Raw genomic sequence first — 22,390 nt, forward strand, 5'->3', positions numbered from 1 at the left:
TGGAAAGTGAATTTAATTAGCCAGCAAACTCTTATATCGTGTATAATGTTGCCCTTTTAATCTATGTAATTGGAGTGCGCTATGGCAAACGAGTTAACGTTATCAATTATCAAACCTGATGCGGTGGCTAAATCTGTGATTGGGCAAATTTATTCTCGCTTCGAAAAGGCAGGCTTAAATGTTGTTGCTGCTAAAATGGCTCACCTTTCTCGTGAGGAAGCTGAGGGTTTTTACGCTGTTCACAAGGCTCGTCCTTTTTTTAACGATTTAGTTTCATTCATGATTTCAGGTCCTGTGATGATTCAGGTTCTGCAAGGTGAAAACGCTATTGCAAAAAATCGTGAATTAATGGGGGCAACTAACCCTAAAGAGGCTGCCCCAGGTACTATTCGTGCTGATTTTGCTGATAGCATTGATGCGAATGCTGTTCATGGTTCAGACAGCGCCGAAACAGCTGCCCAAGAAATAGCATTTTTCTTTGAGCCTCATGAAATTTGCAAAAGATAATTTGTTGTAGAGGTTGAGAAATGAGTCAGAAAATAAACCTGTTGAACTTTAATTATCAACAAATGCGTAATTTTTTTAGTGATATTGGTGACAAGCCCTATCGTGCGCAGCAAGTGATGCAATGGGTTCATCAGGCCGGTTTTCATGACTTTTCTCAAATGAGTAATCTGGGTAAGGTGCTACGCGAAAAACTTACCCAGATGGCTGAAATTCGCCTACCTGAAATTATAACTTGTCAAAAATCCGCTGATGGAACCCATAAGTGGTTGTTAAAACTGGACTGTGGTAACTGCATTGAAACAGTGTTTATACCTGAAAAAAATAGGGGAACTTTATGTGTTTCTTCTCAGGTGGGTTGTGCACTGAACTGCAGCTTCTGCTCAACTGCCAAGCAAGGATTTAACCGGAATTTAAGCACTTCAGAAATCATTGGACAAGTCTGGTTGGCTGTCAGAGAGTTATCACAAGAGCAAGGAGCTCATGATAAACGAATCACTAACGTTGTGATGATGGGGATGGGAGAGCCTTTGTTGAACTTTGATAATGTTGTAGCAGCCATGGATATTATGATGGATGATTTTGCCTATGGATTATCAAAGCGACGAGTTACATTGAGCACTTCAGGTGTCCTACCTGAGCTTCAAAAACTACGTGAAGTAAGCCCTGTTGCGCTTGCCGTTTCGCTGCATGCACCCAATGATGAGTTACGCAATGAACTTGTCCCTATCAATAAAAAATATCCTTTAGCCCAGCTTATGGCTCTATGTAAAACCTATTTTAAGAATGAGCCGAAGCGACGAGTAACTTTTGAATATGTCATGCTAAAGGGTGTTAATGATCAACTTGAACATGCCGAACAACTTATAAAATTGCTAAGAGATGTGCCTGCAAAAGTTAATCTCATACCATTCAATCCTTTTCCATTAACGCAATACGAGCGCTCTTCGCAAGCAACCATAGATGCTTTTCGTGATAGATTAGTGGCGAAGGGAATCAACACGATTACCAGGAAAACTCGCGGCGATGATATTGATGCTGCTTGTGGGCAGCTTGCTGGTGATGTAAAAGATCGCACTAGCCGTTCAGCAAGATGGCAAAAATTACATTTTGTGCCCTTAAAAGAGACAAAAGAAGCTGCAGAAAAGTAAGCGGCTGATGGAAAACATTGCCAACAGAGTGTTTCCAATGCTTTGATTTAAAGGGGTTTTGCCCGCAATTTTTCTTTTAATGGGAATACTAACGAGAGTACCTCACCAATGAAACTGTTGAAAAAAATACATAACTCTTTTTAAATTCCTACGTCACGGTTATAATAATCCATCTTTTTTGCGCCATGTGAAGAATGTGTTGAATTTATTGCGCTTTTTACCATTTTTAAGCTTGATATTGTTATCAGCATGCCAACACAATATAGGAACGAAGACTGACCAAACTGTTCAGAATTCACAAAAGGCAAGTGCTGCTGCCTATAATACCCAACTGGGAATGGCTTATTTAAAACAAGGTGATATGCCTAGAGCTAAACGAAAATTGTTAACAGCTTTGGATTTGGCGCCTGATTCTGCTGATGTAAATGTTGCTATGGCATATTATCTGGAAAAAACTGACAATATCAAACAAGCCAAGCTCTATTACCATAAAGCTTTATCCTTAGCCCCTGATAGTGGTGCTCAGTTGAATAACTACGGTACTTTTTTATGTCGGCTTGGTAAGTATTCTGAGGCAGAAAGTTATTTCTTAAGGGCTGTAAAAGATGTTCGTTATCTTTATACGGCCGCAGCATATGAAAATGCCGGATTGTGTGTGGCTGCTATTCCTGATTATGCTAAAGCTAAAAGATATTTTGTGAAGGCTTTAAAACAAGACCCAAGAAGAAAACAATCATTATATGAATTAACGACAATCGAACTTAAGCAAAAACATGCCGGTAAGGCATTAATGTACTTACAGAAATATGCAGATCTTTCTTCAAATGATCCAACTTTACTTGCTATGGCAATTAATTCTGCTCATCAAGCAGGCAAACCAAGCATAGAACTTGATTATAAAAAACGTCTGAGTCGACTAAATAATTTCACGGACTATACCGGAGCAAAAAATGAATACAACAGTAGCAATGGATGAAGTTCAAAATGACAGCCATGAAAAACCTGGTGTGCAATTAGCACGAGTACGCGAAAAAAGAGGATATAGTCAGGAATATGTGGCCGGTAAATTACATTTAAGAGTCAGAATTATCGAATTATTAGAATCTGATAATTACCAACAAATGCCTGAGCCTGTCTTCATTAAAGGGTATTTACGTGCTTATGCCAAACTTCTTGGTATTTCACCAGAGCCTTTGCTAGTAGCTTTTAATAGCATGCACACATCAGAAAGAAAATTGGAGAAAGCGCTATGGCAAAGCAAGCGTGAATCAAATAAAGGAGAGCGCTTTGTGCGCTGGCTAACTGGTCTAATAGCTATTGGCGCTCTAGTTGCTGTAGGGGTATGGTGGCAGAAAAACAGGGACACGCAGGAACTTGCAACTACAAAAAGTACGCCAAACGAAGTCACAGCAAGTAAAAGTGATCCTGATATCCGCTTAACAGATCTTTCAAAGATGCAAACCATGTTTTCATCTTCTAGCAGTACAGGTCAACTGACCCCCTTGGAGACTCACGGTGGTTGATAGAATTCAAGCAGTACGGGGCATGAATGATATTTTGCCCCAAGATACACCTTTTTGGCGACAATTAGAGACAAGTTTTATCCGTTGTATGTTGCAGTATGGATACCAGGAAATTCGTTTTCCTTTGGTCGAAAGCACACAGTTGTTTAAGCGTTCTATAGGTGAAGTTACCGATATCGTTGAAAAAGAAATGTATACCTTTACCGATTTAAACGGTGATAGCTTAACTTTGAGACCTGAAGGGACTGCAGGCTGTTTACGTGCCTGTCTAGAGCATGGCTTGCTACATAATCAACAGCAAAAGCTTTGGTATATGGGGCCTATGTTTCGTCATGAAAAACCTCAAAAGGGTCGGTATCGACAGTTTAATCAATTTGGTGTGGAAGCACTTGGTATCAGTGGAGCTGCTATTGAGCTTGAATTAATAGCTTTATGTCGACGATTGTGGGGGCTGTTGGGAATTGATAAGTACGTTCAGCTACAAATTAATAGCTTAGGTGAATTGAGTGAGCGCCATAATTATCGTAATAAGCTTGTTGATTTTTTTAAAACCCATTTCGATAAATTAGATGAGGATAGCAAGCGCCGTTTAGATAGAAATCCTTTAAGGATTTTGGATAGTAAAAATCCTGATATGCAAGCTTTGCTGAAAGATGCTCCGCAATTGAGTGATTCATTGGGTGCTGATAGTGAAAAACGATTTGAAGATCTTTGTGATGGTTTAAACAAACTTGGGATTCCTTATACAATAAATCCTTTTTTAGTTCGTGGCTTAGATTATTATGGTCATACTGTTTTTGAATGGGTCACCGATAAACTGGGTAGTCAGGCAACGATTTGTGCAGGTGGGCGGTATGATATATTAGTTGAACAATTGGGTGGAAATCCCACGCCTGCAGTTGGGTTTGCGATGGGTGCTGAACGTTTGCTTTTACTGCTCGAAACATTAAATCTATCGTTAGACTCCCCAAAAGGGCCCTCAGTATTTCTTATTGCTACGGGTGATGAAGCTATGCAGCAAGCGTTGTCACTTGCAGAAGTCTTACGAGATGTTAATTCAGATTGGGAAATTATCACTAACACCGTAGGTGGCGGTTTTAAGAGCCAATTTAAAAAGGCAGATAAAAGTGGAGCAGAATTTGCGCTAATTCTAGGAGAGGATGAAGTAAAGACTAATATGATAGGTATAAAAAACTTGCGTAAGCAAGAAGAACAAGTAACTATTCCTCAACAGGAATTAGTCAAGTATTTACAAGACTCTCTTAGAGCTTGTCTTCAAATTCGCTAAAAGTGAGGCAAAAGCTGCGATTTTTAGTAGACTTTTGTAACACGCCCGCGACGGTAGTAGGAGATTAATATGTCAGTGTATATGACAGAAGAAGAACAGTTAGAAGCAATAAAAAAATGGTGGCAAAAAAATAATACTATTATTACAGTACTTTTTTCGGTGGTGTTGCTGATTGTTGCTGGTTATAAATATTGGACTTGGCATCAATATAAAGTAAGTATGCAGGCATCCAATGCCTATGAGCATTTAATGGTAGCATTTTCTAATCAGGATAATAAAAGTGTACGTTCTTATGCCAACGAGTTAATTAATGATTATGGACAAACCATTTATGCTGATGCTGCTCGTTTGACGCTAGCTAAGCTCTACATAAATTATGATAAATATGCTAAAGCTCGAGAATCTTTGGAGTACGTAGCAAATAACTCAAAAATGATGGCTCTAAAGCAAGTTGCTAAAATTCGAATTGCTCGTCTCTTGGCGGCGGAAAAAGCTTATGATAAAGCTCTGGCCACACTAAGCACAGTTGATGATGCTACCTATATGCCTGTAGTGAATGAGCTTAAAGGAGATATTTATGCAGCTACTGGTAAATATCAGCAAGCAATTAATTCTTATAAGGAAGCCATCACGGAAGTACGTACCAATGGAATGGGGAATCTTTTTCTTGAAATGAAAACTAATGAGTTAGCTGCTCTCACTCAATCTATGAGAAGAGAAGACGGCAATCTCCAAGCTGCTTAAGAGGTCGATGTTGCATATGAATAAGAAAATCCTAGTTCTCGCTGTTTCTGTTTTATTACAATCATGTAATCATATTGATAACTACATGCTGGGTAAAGACAATACTCCTACGCCAAGTGAGTTGAAACCAATCAAATCTAAAGTAGCTTTGCAGGAAAAATGGTCAGTTCCTCTTAACGCAAAAATGAATGGCAATTTAAAATTAAAGCCTGAAATTGTTGGCAACGTGATTTATACAGCCGATGCAAATGGTTTGGTTCAGGCTGTCGATAAGTCAAGCGGGAAATTGCTTTGGTCTAAAAAATTGACAGATGGCATAGTTAGCGGTCCCACCGTTTCGGCAGATTCTGTGGCGTTAGGTACAGATTCCTCAACTATCGTGTTGCTAAAACAAAACGATGGTAGAGAGTTATGGAAAGCAAAAGTTTCTAGTGAAGCTTTATCCAAACCAATTATTGCAAATGGCAAAGTTATTGCCAAAACTATCGACGGCAATTTATATGCTTTGAATATCGCTTCTGGAGAAACGCTCTGGGTTTCTGAGCATGGTGCACCGAGCCTGATTTTAAAAGCTAGCTCATCTCCTGTAGTCATTGCTGGTAAGTTGGTTTTGGTTGGTTATTCTGATGGGAAAATGGATGCCGTTGATCTACAAACTGGTCATCTAGTTTGGCAGCGTAGTATTGCATATGCGAGTGGTTCTAGCGATGTTGAGCGCTTGGTTGATATCGATGCTGATCCAATAATTCGTGGCGATGTGGCTTATCTTGCCAGCTATCAAGGATATGTAGGGGCTTTATCTCTTACCGACGGTCAATTTATATGGCGCAAACCGGCCTCTGTGTATAAAAATATGACTATTGATGGTGATACGTTGTATTTTACAGATAGTGATGATGTTGTTTGGGCTATCAATCGACAAAATGGTCAAGTCAATTGGAAACAAGTAGCATTAAAAGCTCGCGGACTTACAGAGCCTGTCTTAATGGGGAATCGTGTAATTGTAGGCGATAAAACAGGGTTCTTACATGTGCTTGCAAAAAATAGCGGCGATTTGATTTCCCGAGCCCAGCTTAGTGCCCCTATAATGACTGCTCCGTCTATTTCCAATAATAATATTTATGTCATGACTAACAATGGCAAGTTAAACCGTTTTTCTGTGAGTTAATTTAATGATTCCTGTTATTGCTCTTGTTGGGCGCCCTAATGTGGGGAAATCAACCTTATTTAATCGATTAACGCGTACTCAAGATGCTTTGGTCGCTGATTTCCCTGGTTTGACTCGTGACAGGCAGTATGGACAGGCATATTTTGACGAGAAGCCCTTTATTGTTATCGATACGGGTGGTGTTGGTGTCGATGACTTGGCTGTCGATGCGTTGATGTCTAAACAATCTGCAGTAGCCTTGGAAGAGGCTGATATAGTTTTATTTTTAGTGGATGGTAGAGCGGGGCTAACAGGAATAGATGAGAACATTGCGCAGCAATTGCGAAAAACAAACAAATCTATTTATCTTGTTGTTAATAAAACAGATGGGCTGGATGAAGAGGTAGCCTGCTCTGAGTTCCAGACGTTAGGATTTAGTGAAATACATCCTATTTCTGCCACTCATGGACGGGGTATGCATACACTGCTCAGTACGTTGACAGCGACGTTTGAGCCAGTAGTTGAAGAAGAATCTGATAATAAAGCAATTAAGATAGCTTTTGTTGGCAGACCTAATGTAGGAAAGTCTACATTAATTAACCGCATTTTAGGTGAAGAGCGAGTGGTTGTTTATGATATGCCTGGAACAACTCGCGATAGTATTTCTATCCCTTTTACCAGGGATGAGAAACCCTACATTCTAATTGATACAGCCGGGATTCGGAGGCGTGCCCGTGTTGAGGAAAAGGTTGAAAAATTTTCTGTGATCAAAACCTTGCAATCAATCAAAGAGTCCCATGTTTGCATGATGTTATTAGATGCTAAGGAAGGCTTGACAGAGCAAGATATGCATTTGCTTGGCTTCATCATTGAAGCGGGCAAAGCGTTGGTGATCGCAGTTAACAAATGGGATGGCTTAGAGGAAGAACATAAAGAGCATGTGCGTGCGGAGCTATCGCGTCGGTTGCATTTTGTTCATTTCGCTAAAATTCGCTTTATCTCGGCTTTGCATGGTAGTGGAGTAGGCTTATTATTTAAAGACATCGAGCAAGCTTATGCTTCTGCAATGCAGACATTTTCAACCCCTAAGTTAACTCGTTTGCTACAGGATGTTGTTAATCAACATACACCACCAATGGTGCAAGGACGTCGCATCAAGCTGCGATATGCACATGCAGGAGGACATAATCCTCCAATTATTGTGATTCATGGGAATCAACTTGAGTCTCTACCTGATAGCTACAAACGTTATATTACAAACGCTTTCGTCACTCATCTAGGTTTAATAGGGACACCATTGAAGCTAGAGTTTAAAGGTGGTGTTAATCCTTTCAAAGATAAAAAAAATAAATTAACAACTCGACAAATTAAAAAGAAAAAACGTCTGATGAAACGAGTGAAAAGAAAATAACTTTTCTATAGATTTGTGGATTCATCACAATTTTTTCACAAGCAATAAAGGTTATCCCTGCTTTTCACAGGGATAACTTTTCCTTTAATAAGTTCTGGTCTTTTCAATTCAATCTTTTATACACGCTCGATGGGTGGGGTTGTACGTAAGGTTAATACATCACAAGGTGCATGGTGAAGCATGGCATAGGCGGTACTTCCAAGAAAAGCAGGTAACGCACTTGGAGTATGACTTCCTAAAATAATTAAGCCACAGTTTAATGCTTTCACTTTTTCTAGAATATGTATTTTGAGGGGGCCTACCTCAACAAATTGTTGTTCTAAAGGAATATTAAGTGCCTCTCCTAGTATACTCATCACAGTTTGAGCATCATCTTTGACTGGATTGGCAAGCTCTGCAAATCCTAGACTTTGGGCCAGTTGCAAACTGGTTGGTGGGTCGATGACATGGAGTAAATAAAGCTTGGCTTCAAATTTCTGGGCAATTTCAGAGGCTTGCTTGCAAATGTCAAAGTGATTTTCACTCAGATCCGTTGCGTGTAAAATAGATGTGTACACGATTCCCTCACTGAACGACAGTCTGTTACGCATAAGTGTAGTTGATCTTTCACTAATTAGAGAGCAATTTATTATAAGTTATATAACCATAGAATAAAATCATACCAACGGGGTTTAAAAATAACTCCATTGGGGCTGTTATACAATTATGAAAACAACAAAAACATGACAGGTAGTAGTAGAGACTCCAGAATTTTTAAACAAGCAGTAATTTGTATGTATGAAGCCTGTAGAAAGTCATTTATTGATTTTATCGCAGAGAAAGGGGATTTGATCGTAGGAACGGGAGGTGCGAGGAAAGCGCTGGGCTTCTGATGCTAATACTGGGAAAAGTGGTGGTGTGAGGATAATTTACTATTATCATAATCAGCAGATGCCAATTTTTCTCTTTACAGTTTATGGGAAAAATCAAAAAGCAAAACTCTCGCAACAAGAACGAAATTTATTGAAAACAATTATTGCACATATTGTGGATACTTATGGAGGAACTTCTCATGAGTGATGTAGGAAAAAGTTTAATTCAGGGTGCAATGAAGGCCCTGGAGTACGCAAAAGGTCAAAAAAATGGCCATAAAACTCATAAAGTTAATGTGCCGGCTCAGGTAGATGTTGCTGAAATTAGGAAAAACTACATATGAGCCGACAGCAATTTTCAGAAGAGTTTGGTTTCAGTGTTCGTACTCTCAAAAAATGGGAAAGAGGCGAGCGATTGCCAGAAGCATCTGCGCGAGCTTATTTAACGGTAATCTCTCAAAATCTTGGTGCGGTTGTTAAATTATGATACAAGAGGAACTGCTATGCTCAACCTCTTGTAGCCTAACAATTTCTTTAGCATTATCTACTAATAAAAGACGAGCCGCATTATTTATATGCATTTGTGATTCGGTTAAAAAGTCATGCACAGACCTTAAGGCTTCTATAGTGTGATGACTTCTTATATAGCCAATCTTAGCGGGTAAATCTTCACAAACTTTATTGACTCTTTTCACCACTACATCATTATATGTTTTCAATGTAACAGAAAACTCTCTCATTAACTCCAATATCTCATTAAACTGCTGATCATGACGATTCTTATCAGAATTTTTTGTATTCTTAGGATCTTTTTGAGATTCACTTACAAGTTCCTCATTCGTCATTTCAACAGTTAAATTGTGTAGCTTTTGTTTAATTTTCTCTAATTCTTTAATAACAACAGCTTTTTCTTCAACAATATAATCCTGTACTGGTTGAACTATAGGGCTTACATCAACTGGATGTATCAATTTCTTTTTAAAAAACTGCGGCATAGTAAATATCCTTGTTAACTATTGGCATGGAATTATATAAGAAAATAGATCGCTTTCAAAACCAGTTTATTTATTAATAATAGAGTAGGGATTTCCAAAGGCCTGTATTCAATTTGCTTTGGAGAGGACAATTTCTGAAAGAAGAAGCGTAGAAAAGAAATAACTCACTGATTTTAAGACATTTTATATAATTATTTTCGCCCAAAAAGAGGATTATATGAATAAAATCAGCGAATTGAAGAGAACATTATGTGAAAATCTTCCTTGGAACAAGGCCAGATTAGATTGTTTTACACGGCTGTTACTTGCGTTATTTGTAGTTCGCACGGTCAATTTAAGTGAAATAGCAGTGGCTTTTGCATCGAAAGCGGAAGTGAGTTCCCGTTAAACGACTTCAACGCTTTTTCAGGCAACTCAAAATCGATTACACGATTCTTACGCGATTAATCTAAATTATTGTTGATACCGTTAATTTGCCAATGCGTCAGGCAACTAAAACTGATTACACGAAATCGATTAACTCATATATCCTTTTACCCCATAAACATTTGATTTTACCGATATTGCTTTTGATCAACCAGAAATAGATGATGTGGGAGAGTTTACGGTTTTAGAACAAACTTAGACGTCAAACTGTAAATTCTGACACAGGTGGGGTCGCTACCCCAAGATGGTAAAGAACGCAGGAAAGCAGCTCTTGATAATCGACAGGAATTTACTTTTTTTAATCAATTTGAGTAGCTGCTACCTTTTATGAGTAAAGCGCAAAAAGAGAAACTACAATCTATTGTTGCTAAAAATGCAAACCTCGAGGAAGCTAACAAAGAAGAAAAAACAATAACAATGGCTAGCAACCATAGTACCTTTTTCGCTAGTGTGGCACAAAAATCAGAAGAGAAGGAAGTAGCTCCTTCGTTTGAGGTGAAAGGAAACTCTGGTCTGTGAACTCGATATGAGATTTATTCACTATTAATATGCACTAATAATTTTTTCAGTGGTTCATTCGAGACTGAAATCATACCTGAAAAGGGGAAGCTTAAGACGATAACTGCTGTGACATAAAAGGCTAAAAAAATACAAAAAAGTAAATGCATTATAACGTTAATAAAAGTGTCCTTTAATAAAAAAATGCTCATAACAAGAAGCGCAAAGGCACCAAAAAAGATTACGAAATACCAGGCTACGGGGATAGCTACATTTAGCATATTAATCCGATGACTACGGTCTTCAATGGCAGCATTAAGGGAGGTAAGTGCTTTGTCGTAAAATAGTAGAGAAACGCTATTATCAGGACGATATTTAAGTAAGGTATCGTAAATTTTATCAATTGCTTTGTGAGCCTTAAAACTTTCATCGCCCGTCCTCATTGCATGCCACTCTTCATGAGTTACGATTGAAATATAATTGATTAAATCCTCTTTGATTTGTTTGCTGACTTGAGGGGGAAAATCTTTGCTACTTTCTGATATAACGTACAATTTGGTAGTCTCATCAACAACAACTAATCTAGCATCTTGATAATCACTCCAAAGAAGGTAAATGATAAAGCCTAAAAAGATACTATAAAAGCCACTTAAAATACCTGCCAAAAGACCGCTAGGAGGCTTGGTATCCTGGATTGATTTCTTTTTCAGGAAAAATATAAACCAGCTCGCGCCTATAAAAATCAAGGCAATGAACAAGAAGACAAAAGGAGGGGGTACATTGTCAACGATAGTTCGCACTTATACCTCAATTTTTGATTTACTGATAATAAGTTTAGCTTAAATTTTATAAGCTGGGTTTAATGGTCACACAATGGTTACTTTGCTGAATGAGTTCAGTTAAAAGCAGGCTGCCAATTTTTATTGGCTTAGTGGAGATTTCGAGCAAGGGTATAAAAACAAAGTCTCTTAAATGAATTCGTGGATGAGGTAGGGAAAGCTTTTTTGACTGCATTTTTAACGAACCATACAATAAAATATCGATGTCTATGGTTCTACTTCCCCAATGAACATGCCGTACTCGTCCTTGTTTCTGTTCTATTTTTTGGCAATGTGAAAGTAGTTCATATGGCGTTAGGGTTGTTTGGACAATGGCCACGGTATTGAAAAAACAGGGTTGGGTCTTTCTTCCCCAAGCGTGACTCCGATAAAGTGTTGCTACTTTAAGCAAATTTGTGGATGGCAATTTACGAAGAGCTGCTAGTGCGATTCTTAACTGTCGCTCAGGCGATTTCAAATTGCTGCCTAGGCCTAGATAGCAAAGATTCATTCTGAAGCTGTGGTGGTTTTAGGTTTACGTCGTTTTCGCGTTTTCTGGGGCAACGACTGGGGAACGAGCGCTTTAACCATTGTTACCTGTTCCGCTTCATTAGAGTCTTGAAAGGCTGTCCACCATTGTGCTAACTCAAGGGATTCATCACCAGCTAAAGCTCGTAAGGCGAGAAAATCATAGGCAGCACGGAACCTTGGATGTTGTAATAAATTAAATGCTCGACCACCATAACGCTTGGGGAAGCGGAATTGTAATAACCATATTTCTCGCATTACTTGGCTAAAGCGTTTGGGAATTGTAATAACTCTATTTTGCTCAACGATAACTTCAGACATTGCTTTCTCCAAGGCGGGCAAGGGATCCATGCCCTCTTTTTCCTGGAGAAAAACAGCGCGAGCTTTTAAGGGAAACCAAAGTAGAACAGCAAAAAGAAAGGCTGGAGTAACTGGCTTACTATCCCGAATACGCGTATCGGTATTTTCCAATGCTATGCCGAGTAAGGCATTTACTGGATAGTCGCCAGATAATAAATTTGCTGTTTGTTCAAAAAGATGAGGGAACAAGCCATGCTCTACAAGTAAGCGTTGCACTGTTTCAGCTTCCCCACATTGATATAATTTCGTCATTTCATCAAACAGGCGCGAACCTGATACGTGCCTAATTAAATGACTCAACTGAGGCAGAGGCGCAGCAGTTTCAGTAGCAAGTTTAAAATGTAATTTAGCACTGAAGCGAATAGCACGCAGCATTCGGACGGGATCTTCTTGATACCGGGTGACTGGATCGCCAATAATACGCAATAGACGATTGTGGACGTCTTCAACTCCCCCTGTAAAATCTACAATTGAAGCATCATCAATATTGTAGTAAAGCGAGTTGACTGTAAAATCACGACGCCAGGCATCTTCATCAAGTGTCCCGTAAACATTGTCTCGAACAAGCATTCCTCGCTCATTAGTTGTCAACTGAGTTTCAAATGTTTCGTTCTCGGCTTCGCTGTTTCCACGAAAGGTTGCTACCTCAATAATGTCACGATGAAAAATAATATGAACCAATTTGAAACGCCGACCTATAATACGGGCGTTACGGAATAATTTTTTTATTTGATTTGGAGTAGCATTGGTTGCAATGTCGAAGTCTTTAGGTGCTTTACCCAATAAGAGATCTCGAACGCTACCACCAACTAAGTAAGCTTGAAATCCGGCACTATTTAGGCGGTTTAAAACTTTAAGCGCATTAACACTAATGTCTGTTTTTGAAACGTTATGCTGAGTGCGGGGGACAATGTAGCTGACATCCACTGGTGGATGACTAGTCCTGGATTTACGTAACAGCTTTTTGATTAATTTAATTATTGTGGTCACCTGTGATAGCCTATCTAACGCCGCACTATTATAGCTTAGGATAGTAGAAAAGTGAATTATTTACCTTTTTATCATTACAGTAGACAATAAGGACTTTAAATAACAAATAAAGCGGCAAAATGGAATTTTTAGATGTTATCTTAAGTCTTTTGGCACTCACTACCCTAGAAATAGTATTGGGGATAGATAATTTGGTATTTTTATCCATCCTGACAGAGAAATTACCCAAAGAGCAACGAAAATATGCTCGGCGATGGGGGTTAACTTTTGCTTGGATAACCCGTCTGCTCTTGTTAGCTTCAGCAGTTTGGTTAGTTAGGCTAACAAAACCGCTCCTTAGTTTTGGTGACTTCTCTTTTTCTGGGCGTGATTTATTTCTTTTGGCAGGAGGTGCTTTTTTAATAGCAAAGGCAACGCAAGAAATTCATTACGAAGTAGGGGAAGACGACGATATTAAAGATTTGACATCGTCTGCAACGAAAGCAGTGACGTTCAAAGGGGTGGTAATCCAGGTTGCTTTAATGGATATTATTTTTTCTTTAGATAGCGTATTAACTGCTGTTGGGTTGACTAATCATTTTTGGGTCATGGCTACTGCAATCACCTGTGCGATTTTGGTGATGCTCTATGCAAGTGAACCAGTAAGTCGATTTATTGATAAACATCCCACTGTTAAAATGCTTGCGTTAAGTTTTCTAATTCTAATTGGTATGGTCTTGGTTGCAGATAGTTTTCATTTTCACGTTCCACGTGGCTATGTTTATTTTGCGATGGGTTTTTCTCTGGGAGTCGAGATGCTTAATCTTCTTAGGCGCTCTAAGCAACATAAACGGAAACAGTAGGTTTTAGTCATGTTAACAATTAAAGCTTTTCACATCATTGCAATGGTTGCTTGGTTTTCTGGCCTTTTCTATCTTCCACGCCTTTTTGTTTATCATGCACAAACTACTGATAACATCAGCCTTGAACGATTCAAAATAATGGAACGAAGGCTTTATTATGGCATTACCTGGCCCTCTGCAATTATTACTACCGCACTGGGATTAATACTCCTCACTTACGATCCCTCGTATTACTTAAAAGCTGGATGGATGCATGCAAAGCTTGGTTTGGTTTTTTTATTGTGGATATATCATTTGTGCTGTGGGTATTTTAGAAAGCAGTTTTCTGAAGAGAAAAATATCAGGACCTCGAAGTTTTATAGATTTTTCAATGAACTACCCACACTATTTTTGATGGGTATTGTATTATTGGTAGTTGTTAAGCCATTTTGATACTTCTCTCTTCCTCTTTAAAAGGGAAGAGAGGGTATGATCTTAAATTATTCCATTTCAATCATTTCAAAATCTTCTTTGCCTGCACCACAGTCGGGACAAAACCAGTTTTCAGGCACATCCTCCCAACGGGTTCCAGGCTCTATCCCATCCTCAGGCCATCCTTCTGCTTCATCGTAAATGAAGCCACAAATGACGCAAATATATCGCTTGTACTCTTGCATTTCTGTTTACTCTAAATTTAAAGGGCCTAATTTAGCGATTGCTTTCAACAATGTAAAGTATGGCTCTGCTACAATTTTTGTCACTATCGGCAAAAAGAGATAGAATATTAGATTTTAGGCGATGGAGTAGTCATGACGATTTCTCAACAATTGTTTGCCCAGGCACAAGCTGTAATTCCTGGCGGCGTTAATTCACCTGTCCGCGCTTTCAAAGGAGTGGGAGGCAGTCCAGTTTTTTTTAAACAAGGAAAAGGTGCTTATTTAATTGATGCAGATAACAAACATTACATTGATTATGTTGGTTCCTGGGGGCCATTAATTCTTGGCCATTGCGAGCCAAATGTGATTAATGCGGTCAGTGAAGTATTGCATAGTGGTATGAGTTTTGGAGCGCCAACCGAACTCGAAGTAAGACTTGCTCAAAAAATAACTAAGATTATGCCTGCTATCGAAAAAATACGCATGGTTAACTCAGGAACTGAAGCTACGATGACAGCCATACGCTTGGCACGTGGTTACACTGGAAAAAATAAGATTATAAAATTCAATGGTTGTTATCATGGTCATAATGACAGCTTGTTAGTTAAAGCCGGCTCTGGCCTACTAACATTAGGCATTCCTTCAACGCCTGGGATTCCTGCAAGTATTACTGAGCATACGCTTACGGCAGATTTTAATAATTTAGAACAAACAGCTGCATTGTTTGAACAATACTCTGGGGACATTGCAGCGATTATTCTCGAGCCTGTAGCTGGAAATATGGGTTTTGTGCTTCCTAATCCAGGATTTCTTCAGGGACTACGTGATCTTTGTGATAGCAACAATGCACTTTTAATTTTTGATGAGGTAATGACAGGATTCCGAGTTGCTTTAGGCGGGGCTCAAGCTTTGTTTAATATTATCCCGGATCTGACAACCCTTGGAAAAGTAATTGGTGGAGGAATGCCGGTTGGCGCTGTAGGTGGAAAAGCTGCAATTATGAGTCATTTAGCCCCTGAGGGTGCTGTTTACCAGGCGGGAACATTGTCAGGAAATCCTTTGGCAATGGCAGCTGGTTTGGCAACACTTACGGAAATAGAAAAACCTGGTTTTTACGAAAATCTTGGCAAAAATACAATAGCTATGATTAGCGGTCTAGCGGATGTTGTTAAGTCTTTTAATATTCCCTTTTGTCACGCTTCGTTGGGGGGAATGTTTGGTTTTTGCTTTAACGCTAAAAAGCAAGTCCAGGATTACAATGATGTTGCATCTTCAGATGAAGCACTATTTAAGCAATTTTTCCATGGTATGCTTGATAAGGGGGTTTATTTTGCTCCTTCAATGTATGAAGCTGGTTTTGTGTCAAGTGCTCATCAGAAAGAAGAAATTCGCTTAACGCTTGAGGCAGCTGAGTCAGTTTTGGCAACCATTAAGAGGGTTGGCGTCTAATGAAAAAATATCATGTTTATGGCATAGGTAATGCGTTAGTAGATAGTGATGCAAAAGTTGATGATGCACTTTTACAAACCTTAAATATTGAAAAAGGTGTTATGACCCTAACCGATGAAGCGACTCATCAACGTTTACTAATAGCCTTACAAGGGACATTTTGTCATAGTGGCTGCGGTGGTTCTGCTGCCAATAGTATGATTGCACTTAGTCAATTTGGTGGTCTTGGTTTCTACAGTTGTAAGGTAGCAAATGATGATGCAGGCCAGCTATTCATGAGCGAGTTATCTGTTTTAGGGATTGATTGCAACTTAGACGCACAAACTCTATCACCAGGAGTGACAGGACAATGCCTCGTTTTAGTAACAGATGATGCTCAGCGTACGATGAATACTCATTTGGGAATATCTGAGACTTTATGCCCTACAGTATTAAACTTAGAAGCAATAACTGCTGCAGAGTATTTATATCTGGAAGGCTATCTTGTTACATCTCCTTCTGCGCGTGATGCATTGTTAATAGCGAAACGTCATGCAAAAAAGACGGGCACCAAAGTCGCTCTAACATTGTCAGATCCTAATATAGTTCGTTACTTTAAAAATGAATTATTAAACATAATAGATGATCATGTTGATCTTTTATTTTGTAATCAAGAAGAAGCCTTGTTATTTACGGACACACATAATTTAGAAGCCGCTATCGCATTACTACAACCTTTAGCAAAACATCTAATTGTGACTTGTGGCAGTCTTGGTGCCATTCTGGCTATTGATGGAGAAATTCTTTCAATTCCTACTTCACCGATTAAAGCGGTTGATAGTGTTGGGGCGGGCGATATGTTTGCTGGCGCTTATCTGTATGCGATAACTCACGGTTATGCGCCCCAGTTGGCAACAATGTTAGCCAATAAAGCGGCTACCGCAGTGGTGGGGCAGTACGGTGCTCGTCTAAAACGAGAGCAGGTAATAGTAATAAAAAATGAATTTATTGCCAAAAATTACAGACTTGTTCCTCCAAGTTCTATTGCTACCTAAGCTTAAGAGTTATTGCGCTTCAGTTAGGAGTTCTTCCCGCGGACAATCCGCGGGACGGTAAAGATAGTTTAGTAAAAGATTACTTTACTAAACTTAAAGCAATTTAATGACAATATTTTCTACTTTTTGTGCGATTAATGCCTCTTCATCCCCCTTGATAACCAAGATAGGTTTGCTATTAGCAGAGATATCTCGGCAATGTTCATCACTGCGTTTCTCATTTCTTGCCATATCTATTTCAAAGTTCAGATGCTTAAGGGGGGCAAGTGTTTTTTCACGAATCAAAGCCGCATTTTCTCCCACGCCACCAGTGAAAATAAGAGCATCTAATTGAGCAATTTGTGAGTTGTAGGCGCCTATTGTTTTCTGTAAAGAATAAACATACATATCCAGAGCGAGCTTTGCCATGGTATCGTTTGCTAATGCACGTTCGATGAGTCTACGCATATCATTTTCTTGAGCAATACCTTTAAGTCCGCTTTGCTTATTCAGCAAGTTATCAACTTCTTTTGGACTCATGCCTTGATATTGCAAATACAAGGGGATAGCGGGGTCAATATCACCACAACGTGTGCCCATAATAAGGCCAGCAAGTGGAGTCATACCCATGGTTGTGTCAAAAGATTGTCCTTGCTTTATAAGACAACCACTAGCTCCATTACCTAAATGAAGAGTAATAAAATTACATTTATCAAAAGGTTTATTAAGATAAGCAGCGGCAGCTCTACCAACATATTCATGATTAATGCCATGAAAACCATAACGCTTAATTTGATACTGTTCAGCAACATCCATGTTAATAGCATATTGATGTATATGTGGCGGTATGCTGTGATGAAACCCACTATCAAATACCGCAATATGCAGGGCGTGAGGGAAATGCTGTTGGGCAAACTGAATCCCCAAAGCATTAATTGGATTATGGATAGGAGCAAGTTGTGACAGTTTACGTATTTTTTCTAGTACTTCGGGTGTAATAATGGTCGGCAAATAGTATTCTTCACCACCATGAACAACCCTATGGCCTACACCTTGAATAGGATATTTACTCAAATCTTGCTTTAGTTTAGTTGCCAATGCGTCAAATGCTTCTTTATGATCGTGAAACGAAGATTTATAGGATTCTTTAATACCTTTGTTATTAGTATGATGCCACTGGCTTTCAATTTCACCGATTCCTTCAATTAATCCAAATACCAAAGGTTCTACTTGCTGGTTATCAACCTTAAACGCTTTATACTTGATCGATGAACTGCCAGCATTTAGAGTTAAAACATTCATTATTTTTCCCCTTGTGCCTGTATAGCGGTGACAAGAATCGTATTAATAATGTCTTGAGGTGTACACCCTCTGCTCAAGTCATTGACAGGTTTATTTAAACCCAACAAAACAGGACCAATTGCTAGGGCACCACTTTCCCGCTGTACTGCCTTGTAAGTATTATTGCCAGTGTTTAAATCGGGGAATATAAGGACGTTAGCATCGCCTGACAATTTAGAATTAGGGAGTTTTTTGGCTGCAACTTCAGGGTCGACTGCAGCATCGTACTGAATTGGTCCTTCAACTATCAAATCAGGTTGTAATTGTTTCACTAACTCCATTGCTTTAGCAACTTTTTCGACACTTTCCCCCTTACCCGAATCACCTGAAGAATAAGATAACAAGGCTACTTTTGGGATAATACCAAGCTTTTTAGTAATTTGTGCTGCCTGCGTTGCAATTTCAGCTAAAGTTTGACTGTCAGGTTCTGGGTTGATAGCACAATCACCATAAATCAGAACACGCGAAGGTAGGCACATAATAAAAATGGAAGAAACTTTGTTAATGCCTGGCTTTGTTTTGATAATCTCTAATGCTGGACGCACTGTGTCTGCAGTGGTATGTGCTGCACCTGAAACCATACCATCAGCATCCCCGCAAAAAACCATCATTGCGGCAAAATAATTTAAGTCTGTCATGCGCTCCCTAGCGATAGGCAAATTGACATTTTTATGTTGCCTGAGTTCAAAGTATTTTTTTGCATAGCTTTCTTTTTGGCTGGATTTTTCAATATCAATAATAGAGACACCCGGTAAATCCAAATCAAGGCGCTTTGCTGAAAGATGAATTTTTTCAGGTTTCCCTAGTAAGGTAATTTTGACAATACCTCGTTTTAATAGATAGTCTGCAGCAATCAGTATACGTGAATCATCACCCTCGGGAAGAACGATATGTTGTTTAAATTGCTTGGCTTTATTACTGATTTCATACAAAAAGACCGCAGGACTTAATCGCGGCTGTTGTAGTTTGTCGCTAAGCAGTTTAAGAACTGATTTGGCAAGATAAGGTCTCATGGAGTCTATTGCTTTATTGACCTTAACCGGATCAGCCTTGGTTAAGCTAAATTTTGCAGAAAATAAGGCAGTTGCTGTTTCATAAGTTTTAAGTCGAGTTAATAACACAGGAAAAGGGTGCTCTAAGCCGGCAAGAATTTCTCGAATAACAGGCCCTGGCATTTCTCCACCAGTTAAAATGATACCTGCGATTTTAGGATAATAGGCGGATTGGTCTGCTAAGAGTGAGCCTAGAAGAATATCAATCCTATCATCAGGAGTGATAATTAACATTCCATTTCGATCGAGGCGTGATTCCAAAAAATTGCCTATTGTTTTGGCTGCGATGGTAAATTGGCGTACCGGACGATGCAACTCTTTCTCACCACAAATAATTTCAGCGCGTAACTTAAGAGCAACATCACGCACGGAAGGATTGGCCAATTGTTCAAACTCAGGGATAACGGCAATGAAAGGAAGCTTCGGCAATTGTTTATGAAAAAGTTCAAGTGCCTCTGTTTCCTGCATGCTGGAAATGCGATTTATAATCACACCGACAACTCGGACATGGTTTTTTTTACCAATTTCAATGGCATTATTTAACAGTGAAATTGTATGCTCTAAAGTTCTATCTTTGGCGGAAACCGCCAGTACCACATCGCAGTTAAGCTGATAAGCCATCATCAAGTTAAATTGATATTCAAAAACATCATTGTCGCTTTCAAAGTCGGTTCCTTCAAAATAGCTTAAAGAACAATCTTGGGTAATTTGCGTTGCCTCAAGAACGGCAGAAGCAAGATCCGCGGGTTGTGTACGCATGAGGGCTATCGCTTCATTAATATTCATTAACGGTTTCAGAGATTCATTTGCGATTCCTTCAAGCAAGGGGATTTGAGACTCATCAGACTCAGAGAACAGTTTAAAGCATCGTAGTGATGCCTGCTGCTCCTTAAGTAGTGATAAAAACCCTAAAGAAACAAAAGACTTTCCAGGTCGCTTTTCAATCCCCGTTAGATATATCTTTTTATGCATGCAAACCTCTATTCTGTCTGAGTTACAGAGTTTTTTTCAGGACAATGTCCTCTGAGTTGTTTTAAATTTTAGTCTGAATTCGCTAAAAAAAATCTCATCAAAGCTAAAATTTGATCTAAAAGCAATGACATTTTCGCTTCGTAAAAGCAAATGTCAACAGCACATCAAGCGTAAATATAAAATTGCAAATAAAATTGTAAAGAAACTGCCTGTAGTGTAAAGAAAATGATGGTTTTTGTAAGAAGATTATCTATTACAGAGATTTCTGCAAAAGGACCGTAGACAGTTAAAAAATTGCATGTCATATTCGAAGAAACTAAGCTAACAAAGGATGGCATCTAATGTCTAAAGTTGATAGCAAAAAAGCAGTTTGGAGTGGTTTGCCTCAGGGTACTGTTGCAATATTCTTCATTCAGATTTTTTCGACTTTAAGCTTTAGTGTGCTTTATTCAACCTTAGTCTTATACATGACAAAAAAACTAGGAATGTCAGCGCCGTCTGCAAATAGCATTACAGGGATTTTTGTTGCAGCCAACTTTGCTTTGCACCTTCTTGGAGGCTATTGTGGTGGGCGCTTTTTATCAAATCGAGCTCTTTTTTGTTTCGGTATGTTAGCCCAAATAGTAGGTTGTTTTTTATTAGCTTTGGAAAATGAAAGCTATCTCTATTACGGTCTAGGTTTCTTTTTGACCGGCAGTGGTCTTAATGTTACTTGTATCAATTGTATGCTTACGCAACGCTTTAGCCCGCAAGATAATCGCCGTGAAAGTGCTTTTCTGTGGAACTATGCAGGCATGAATATTGGCTTTTTAATAGGCTTTACTTTAAGTGGATATTTTCAATTATCACAAAATTATCATCGATTATTTTTATTGAGTAGTTTAGGAAATTTAGTCGCTGTTTTTATATGTTTATATTTTTGGCATGATTTGGGCGATCAAAAGACGGTGTACAGCCGTCTTCCAATGCTTCAAAAGAAGCGTGCTGTTTTAAGTGGTATTGCGCTTGTCTTAGGGCTTCCTTTCTTACTCAGTCAATTCATTCATTTTGCCGATTGGGCAAATAAATTGATTTTGGTCGTGGGGGCTGTGATGCTAGCCATAGCTACAATTTTAGCTTTACAACAACAGTCCCGCGATGCACGTGAGAAAATGCTTGCTTTTGTTGCGTTAATGATGGTGAGCACAGTATTTTGGGTTCTTTATCAGATTGGCCCGATGGGATTAACACACTTTATTGAAAATAATGTACAGCGTCACTGGGGTGTAATGATTATCCCACCACAATGGTTCCAGAATATTAATACAATCTGTATTGTCATTGGTGGACCAGTGCTGAGTTTTATTCTAAATCGCATGCGTTCACGAGGAATTCAGGTTAATATACCCACACAATTTGCCTTTGCACTGCTATTAATTGGCCTGGCTTTTGCCTTGCTGCCACTTGGAATTTCTAGGGCCGATGCCGCTGGAATGGTTAATCCTGGTTGGATCGTTGTGAGTTTTATATTGCAAAGTGCAGGCGAACTTTTAATTTCACCAATTGGTTATGCAATGGTGGGGGCATTAATTCCTAGTTCCCTGCAAGGGGTAATGATGGGGATGTGGATGTTGGCTATGGGGGTTGGGGCTACTTTATCAAGTTATAGTTCCAATTGGATGACTGCTGGACAAGAAACCAATTTACCTTTGGCAACTAATGCTGGCTATAGTGATGTTTTTTTAAATCTTGGTTTGTATGCAATTGCTGCATCGTTTTTGCTCTTTTTATTGGTCCCAAGACTACGCACGTGGATTAATGACAAAAAAAGCAACCTGTCCAGCGAGACAGCTTCTGCAATGGCTTAATGAGT

General features: G+C 39.0%; 26 protein-coding genes. 18 read left to right on the forward strand and 8 right to left on the reverse strand.

Translation table 11 applies throughout. The annotated features are described in order from the left end of the window. Positions 1–81 precede the first annotated feature (81 nt). The 8 genes from ndk to der all read left to right on the forward strand — a co-directional run bounded on the left by ndk (position 82) and on the right by der (position 7,768). Positions 82–507 (forward strand): nucleoside-diphosphate kinase, encoded by a 426-nt coding sequence (ndk, locus tag Lbru_RS03280; RefSeq protein ID WP_058440745.1) that lies wholly within the window; start codon positions 82–84, stop codon positions 505–507. A 20-nt stretch (positions 508–527) separates the two neighbouring features. Further along, positions 528–1,655, forward strand: coding sequence for a dual-specificity RNA methyltransferase RlmN (gene rlmN, locus Lbru_RS03285; protein ID WP_058440746.1), 1,128 nt, complete (start codon positions 528–530; stop codon positions 1,653–1,655). A 196-nt stretch (positions 1,656–1,851) separates the two neighbouring features. Continuing rightward, positions 1,852–2,631, forward strand: a complete 780-nt coding sequence (gene pilW / locus Lbru_RS03290) for a type IV pilus biogenesis/stability protein PilW (protein WP_058440747.1) — start codon at positions 1,852–1,854, stop codon at positions 2,629–2,631. Beyond that, a complete protein-coding gene (locus Lbru_RS03295; protein WP_058440748.1) occupies positions 2,606–3,178 on the forward strand; it encodes a helix-turn-helix domain-containing protein in 573 nt (190 codons plus the stop codon). The genes pilW and Lbru_RS03295 overlap by 26 nt, the downstream gene beginning before the upstream one ends. Beyond that, on the forward strand, positions 3,171–4,466 hold the full coding sequence (hisS, locus tag Lbru_RS03300; protein WP_058440749.1) for a histidine--tRNA ligase: 1,296 nt from the start codon (positions 3,171–3,173) through the stop codon (positions 4,464–4,466). The genes Lbru_RS03295 and hisS overlap by 8 nt, the downstream gene beginning before the upstream one ends. A 69-nt stretch (positions 4,467–4,535) precedes the next feature. Beyond that, on the forward strand, positions 4,536–5,210 hold the full coding sequence (locus tag Lbru_RS03305) for a YfgM family protein (RefSeq protein WP_058440750.1): 675 nt from the start codon (positions 4,536–4,538) through the stop codon (positions 5,208–5,210). Between the two features lie 16 nt (positions 5,211–5,226). Further along, positions 5,227–6,378, forward strand: a complete 1,152-nt coding sequence (gene bamB / locus Lbru_RS03310) for an outer membrane protein assembly factor BamB (RefSeq protein ID WP_058440868.1) — start codon at positions 5,227–5,229, stop codon at positions 6,376–6,378. A gap of 4 nt (positions 6,379–6,382) precedes the next feature. Continuing rightward, positions 6,383–7,768: a ribosome biogenesis GTPase Der gene (gene der / locus Lbru_RS03315; RefSeq protein WP_058440751.1), complete on the forward strand. Its 1,386-nt coding sequence runs from the start codon at positions 6,383–6,385 to the stop codon at positions 7,766–7,768. Positions 7,769–7,884: 116 nt separating this feature from the next. Here der and Lbru_RS03320 read toward each other — a convergent pair whose 3' ends face one another. Next, positions 7,885–8,325: a universal stress protein gene (locus tag Lbru_RS03320; RefSeq protein ID WP_058440752.1), complete on the reverse strand. Its 441-nt coding sequence runs from the start codon at positions 8,323–8,325 to the stop codon at positions 7,885–7,887. Between the two features lie 289 nt (positions 8,326–8,614). Between Lbru_RS03320 and Lbru_RS17590 the strand changes: the two genes are divergently transcribed. From Lbru_RS17590 to Lbru_RS17600, 3 genes are read left to right on the forward strand one after another with little or no spacing between them, the layout of a single operon-like run. Then, positions 8,615–8,827, forward strand: a complete 213-nt coding sequence (locus tag Lbru_RS17590) for a type II toxin-antitoxin system RelE/ParE family toxin (RefSeq protein WP_058440753.1) — start codon at positions 8,615–8,617, stop codon at positions 8,825–8,827. After that, positions 8,820–8,963 carry a hypothetical protein gene (locus tag Lbru_RS17595; RefSeq protein WP_202967530.1) on the forward strand — a complete coding sequence of 48 codons (144 nt, stop codon included), beginning with the start codon at positions 8,820–8,822 and terminating at the stop codon, positions 8,961–8,963. Before Lbru_RS17590 ends, Lbru_RS17595 begins: the two co-directional genes overlap by 8 nt. Continuing rightward, positions 8,960–9,106 (forward strand): helix-turn-helix domain-containing protein, encoded by a 147-nt coding sequence (locus Lbru_RS17600; protein ID WP_202967531.1) that lies wholly within the window; start codon positions 8,960–8,962, stop codon positions 9,104–9,106. Before Lbru_RS17595 ends, Lbru_RS17600 begins: the two co-directional genes overlap by 4 nt. Here the strand turns inward: Lbru_RS17600 and Lbru_RS03335 are convergent. Next, positions 9,096–9,614: a hypothetical protein gene (locus tag Lbru_RS03335; protein WP_058440754.1), complete on the reverse strand. Its 519-nt coding sequence runs from the start codon at positions 9,612–9,614 to the stop codon at positions 9,096–9,098. The genes Lbru_RS17600 and Lbru_RS03335 overlap by 11 nt on opposite strands. A 217-nt stretch (positions 9,615–9,831) precedes the next feature. On the opposite strand from Lbru_RS03335, the gene Lbru_RS17700 reads away from it, so the two are divergent. Next, positions 9,832–10,002 carry a hypothetical protein gene (locus tag Lbru_RS17700; protein ID WP_157061481.1) on the forward strand — a complete coding sequence of 57 codons (171 nt, stop codon included), beginning with the start codon at positions 9,832–9,834 and terminating at the stop codon, positions 10,000–10,002. Positions 10,003–10,367: 365 nt separating this feature from the next. Next, entirely contained in the window at positions 10,368–10,559 is a 192-nt protein-coding gene (locus Lbru_RS03340; RefSeq protein WP_058440755.1) for a hypothetical protein, read from the forward strand. 14 nt (positions 10,560–10,573) lie between these two features. On the opposite strand, the gene Lbru_RS03345 is transcribed toward Lbru_RS03340, so the two are convergent. From Lbru_RS03345 to pcnB, 3 genes are read right to left on the reverse strand one after another with little or no spacing between them, the layout of a single operon-like run. Further along, positions 10,574–11,338, reverse strand: a complete 765-nt coding sequence (locus Lbru_RS03345; RefSeq protein ID WP_058440756.1) for a bestrophin-like domain — start codon at positions 11,336–11,338, stop codon at positions 10,574–10,576. Between the two features lie 46 nt (positions 11,339–11,384). Beyond that, positions 11,385–11,867, reverse strand: a complete 483-nt coding sequence (gene folK, locus Lbru_RS03350) for a 2-amino-4-hydroxy-6-hydroxymethyldihydropteridine diphosphokinase (protein WP_058440757.1) — start codon at positions 11,865–11,867, stop codon at positions 11,385–11,387. Next, on the reverse strand, positions 11,864–13,225 hold the full coding sequence (gene pcnB / locus Lbru_RS03355; RefSeq protein ID WP_420795303.1) for a polynucleotide adenylyltransferase PcnB: 1,362 nt from the start codon (positions 13,223–13,225) through the stop codon (positions 11,864–11,866). Before pcnB ends, folK begins: the two co-directional genes overlap by 4 nt. Before the next feature lie 128 nt (positions 13,226–13,353). Between pcnB and Lbru_RS03360 the strand changes: the two genes are divergently transcribed. Continuing rightward, the gene (locus Lbru_RS03360; protein ID WP_058440758.1) at positions 13,354–14,076 is read left to right on the forward strand and encodes a TerC family protein; all 723 of its coding nucleotides are present in this window, start codon (positions 13,354–13,356) and stop codon (positions 14,074–14,076) included. A gap of 9 nt (positions 14,077–14,085) precedes the next feature. After that, the gene (gene hemJ, locus Lbru_RS03365; protein ID WP_058440759.1) at positions 14,086–14,508 is read left to right on the forward strand and encodes a protoporphyrinogen oxidase HemJ; all 423 of its coding nucleotides are present in this window, start codon (positions 14,086–14,088) and stop codon (positions 14,506–14,508) included. A 47-nt stretch (positions 14,509–14,555) separates the two neighbouring features. Here hemJ and Lbru_RS03370 read toward each other — a convergent pair whose 3' ends face one another. Beyond that, positions 14,556–14,732 (reverse strand): rubredoxin, encoded by a 177-nt coding sequence (locus tag Lbru_RS03370; protein WP_058440760.1) that lies wholly within the window; start codon positions 14,730–14,732, stop codon positions 14,556–14,558. 132 nt (positions 14,733–14,864) lie between these two features. Here Lbru_RS03370 and hemL point away from each other — a divergent pair, with 132 nt between their 5' ends. Together hemL and Lbru_RS03380 are read left to right on the forward strand one after the other, a co-directional pair. Next, positions 14,865–16,160, forward strand: coding sequence for a glutamate-1-semialdehyde 2,1-aminomutase (gene hemL / locus Lbru_RS03375; RefSeq protein ID WP_058440761.1), 1,296 nt, complete (start codon positions 14,865–14,867; stop codon positions 16,158–16,160). Beyond that, positions 16,160–17,194: an adenosine kinase gene (locus tag Lbru_RS03380; RefSeq protein ID WP_058440762.1), complete on the forward strand. Its 1,035-nt coding sequence runs from the start codon at positions 16,160–16,162 to the stop codon at positions 17,192–17,194. Before hemL ends, Lbru_RS03380 begins: the two co-directional genes overlap by 1 nt. Before the next feature lie 93 nt (positions 17,195–17,287). On the opposite strand, the gene Lbru_RS03385 is transcribed toward Lbru_RS03380, so the two are convergent. After that, complete coding sequence (locus tag Lbru_RS03385; RefSeq protein ID WP_058440763.1) at positions 17,288–18,475, reverse strand: acetate/propionate family kinase; 1,188 nt, start codon at positions 18,473–18,475, stop codon at positions 17,288–17,290. Beyond that, positions 18,475–20,538, reverse strand: coding sequence for a phosphate acetyltransferase (pta, locus tag Lbru_RS03390; RefSeq protein WP_058440764.1), 2,064 nt, complete (start codon positions 20,536–20,538; stop codon positions 18,475–18,477). Before pta ends, Lbru_RS03385 begins: the two co-directional genes overlap by 1 nt. Before the next feature lie 341 nt (positions 20,539–20,879). Here pta and Lbru_RS03395 point away from each other — a divergent pair, with 341 nt between their 5' ends. After that, the gene (locus tag Lbru_RS03395; RefSeq protein ID WP_058440765.1) at positions 20,880–22,385 is read left to right on the forward strand and encodes a peptide MFS transporter; all 1,506 of its coding nucleotides are present in this window, start codon (positions 20,880–20,882) and stop codon (positions 22,383–22,385) included. Positions 22,386–22,390 lie beyond the last annotated feature (5 nt).

This window comes from Legionella brunensis, from assembly GCF_001467025.1.
GTDB lineage: Bacteria > Pseudomonadota > Gammaproteobacteria > Legionellales > Legionellaceae > Tatlockia > Tatlockia brunensis.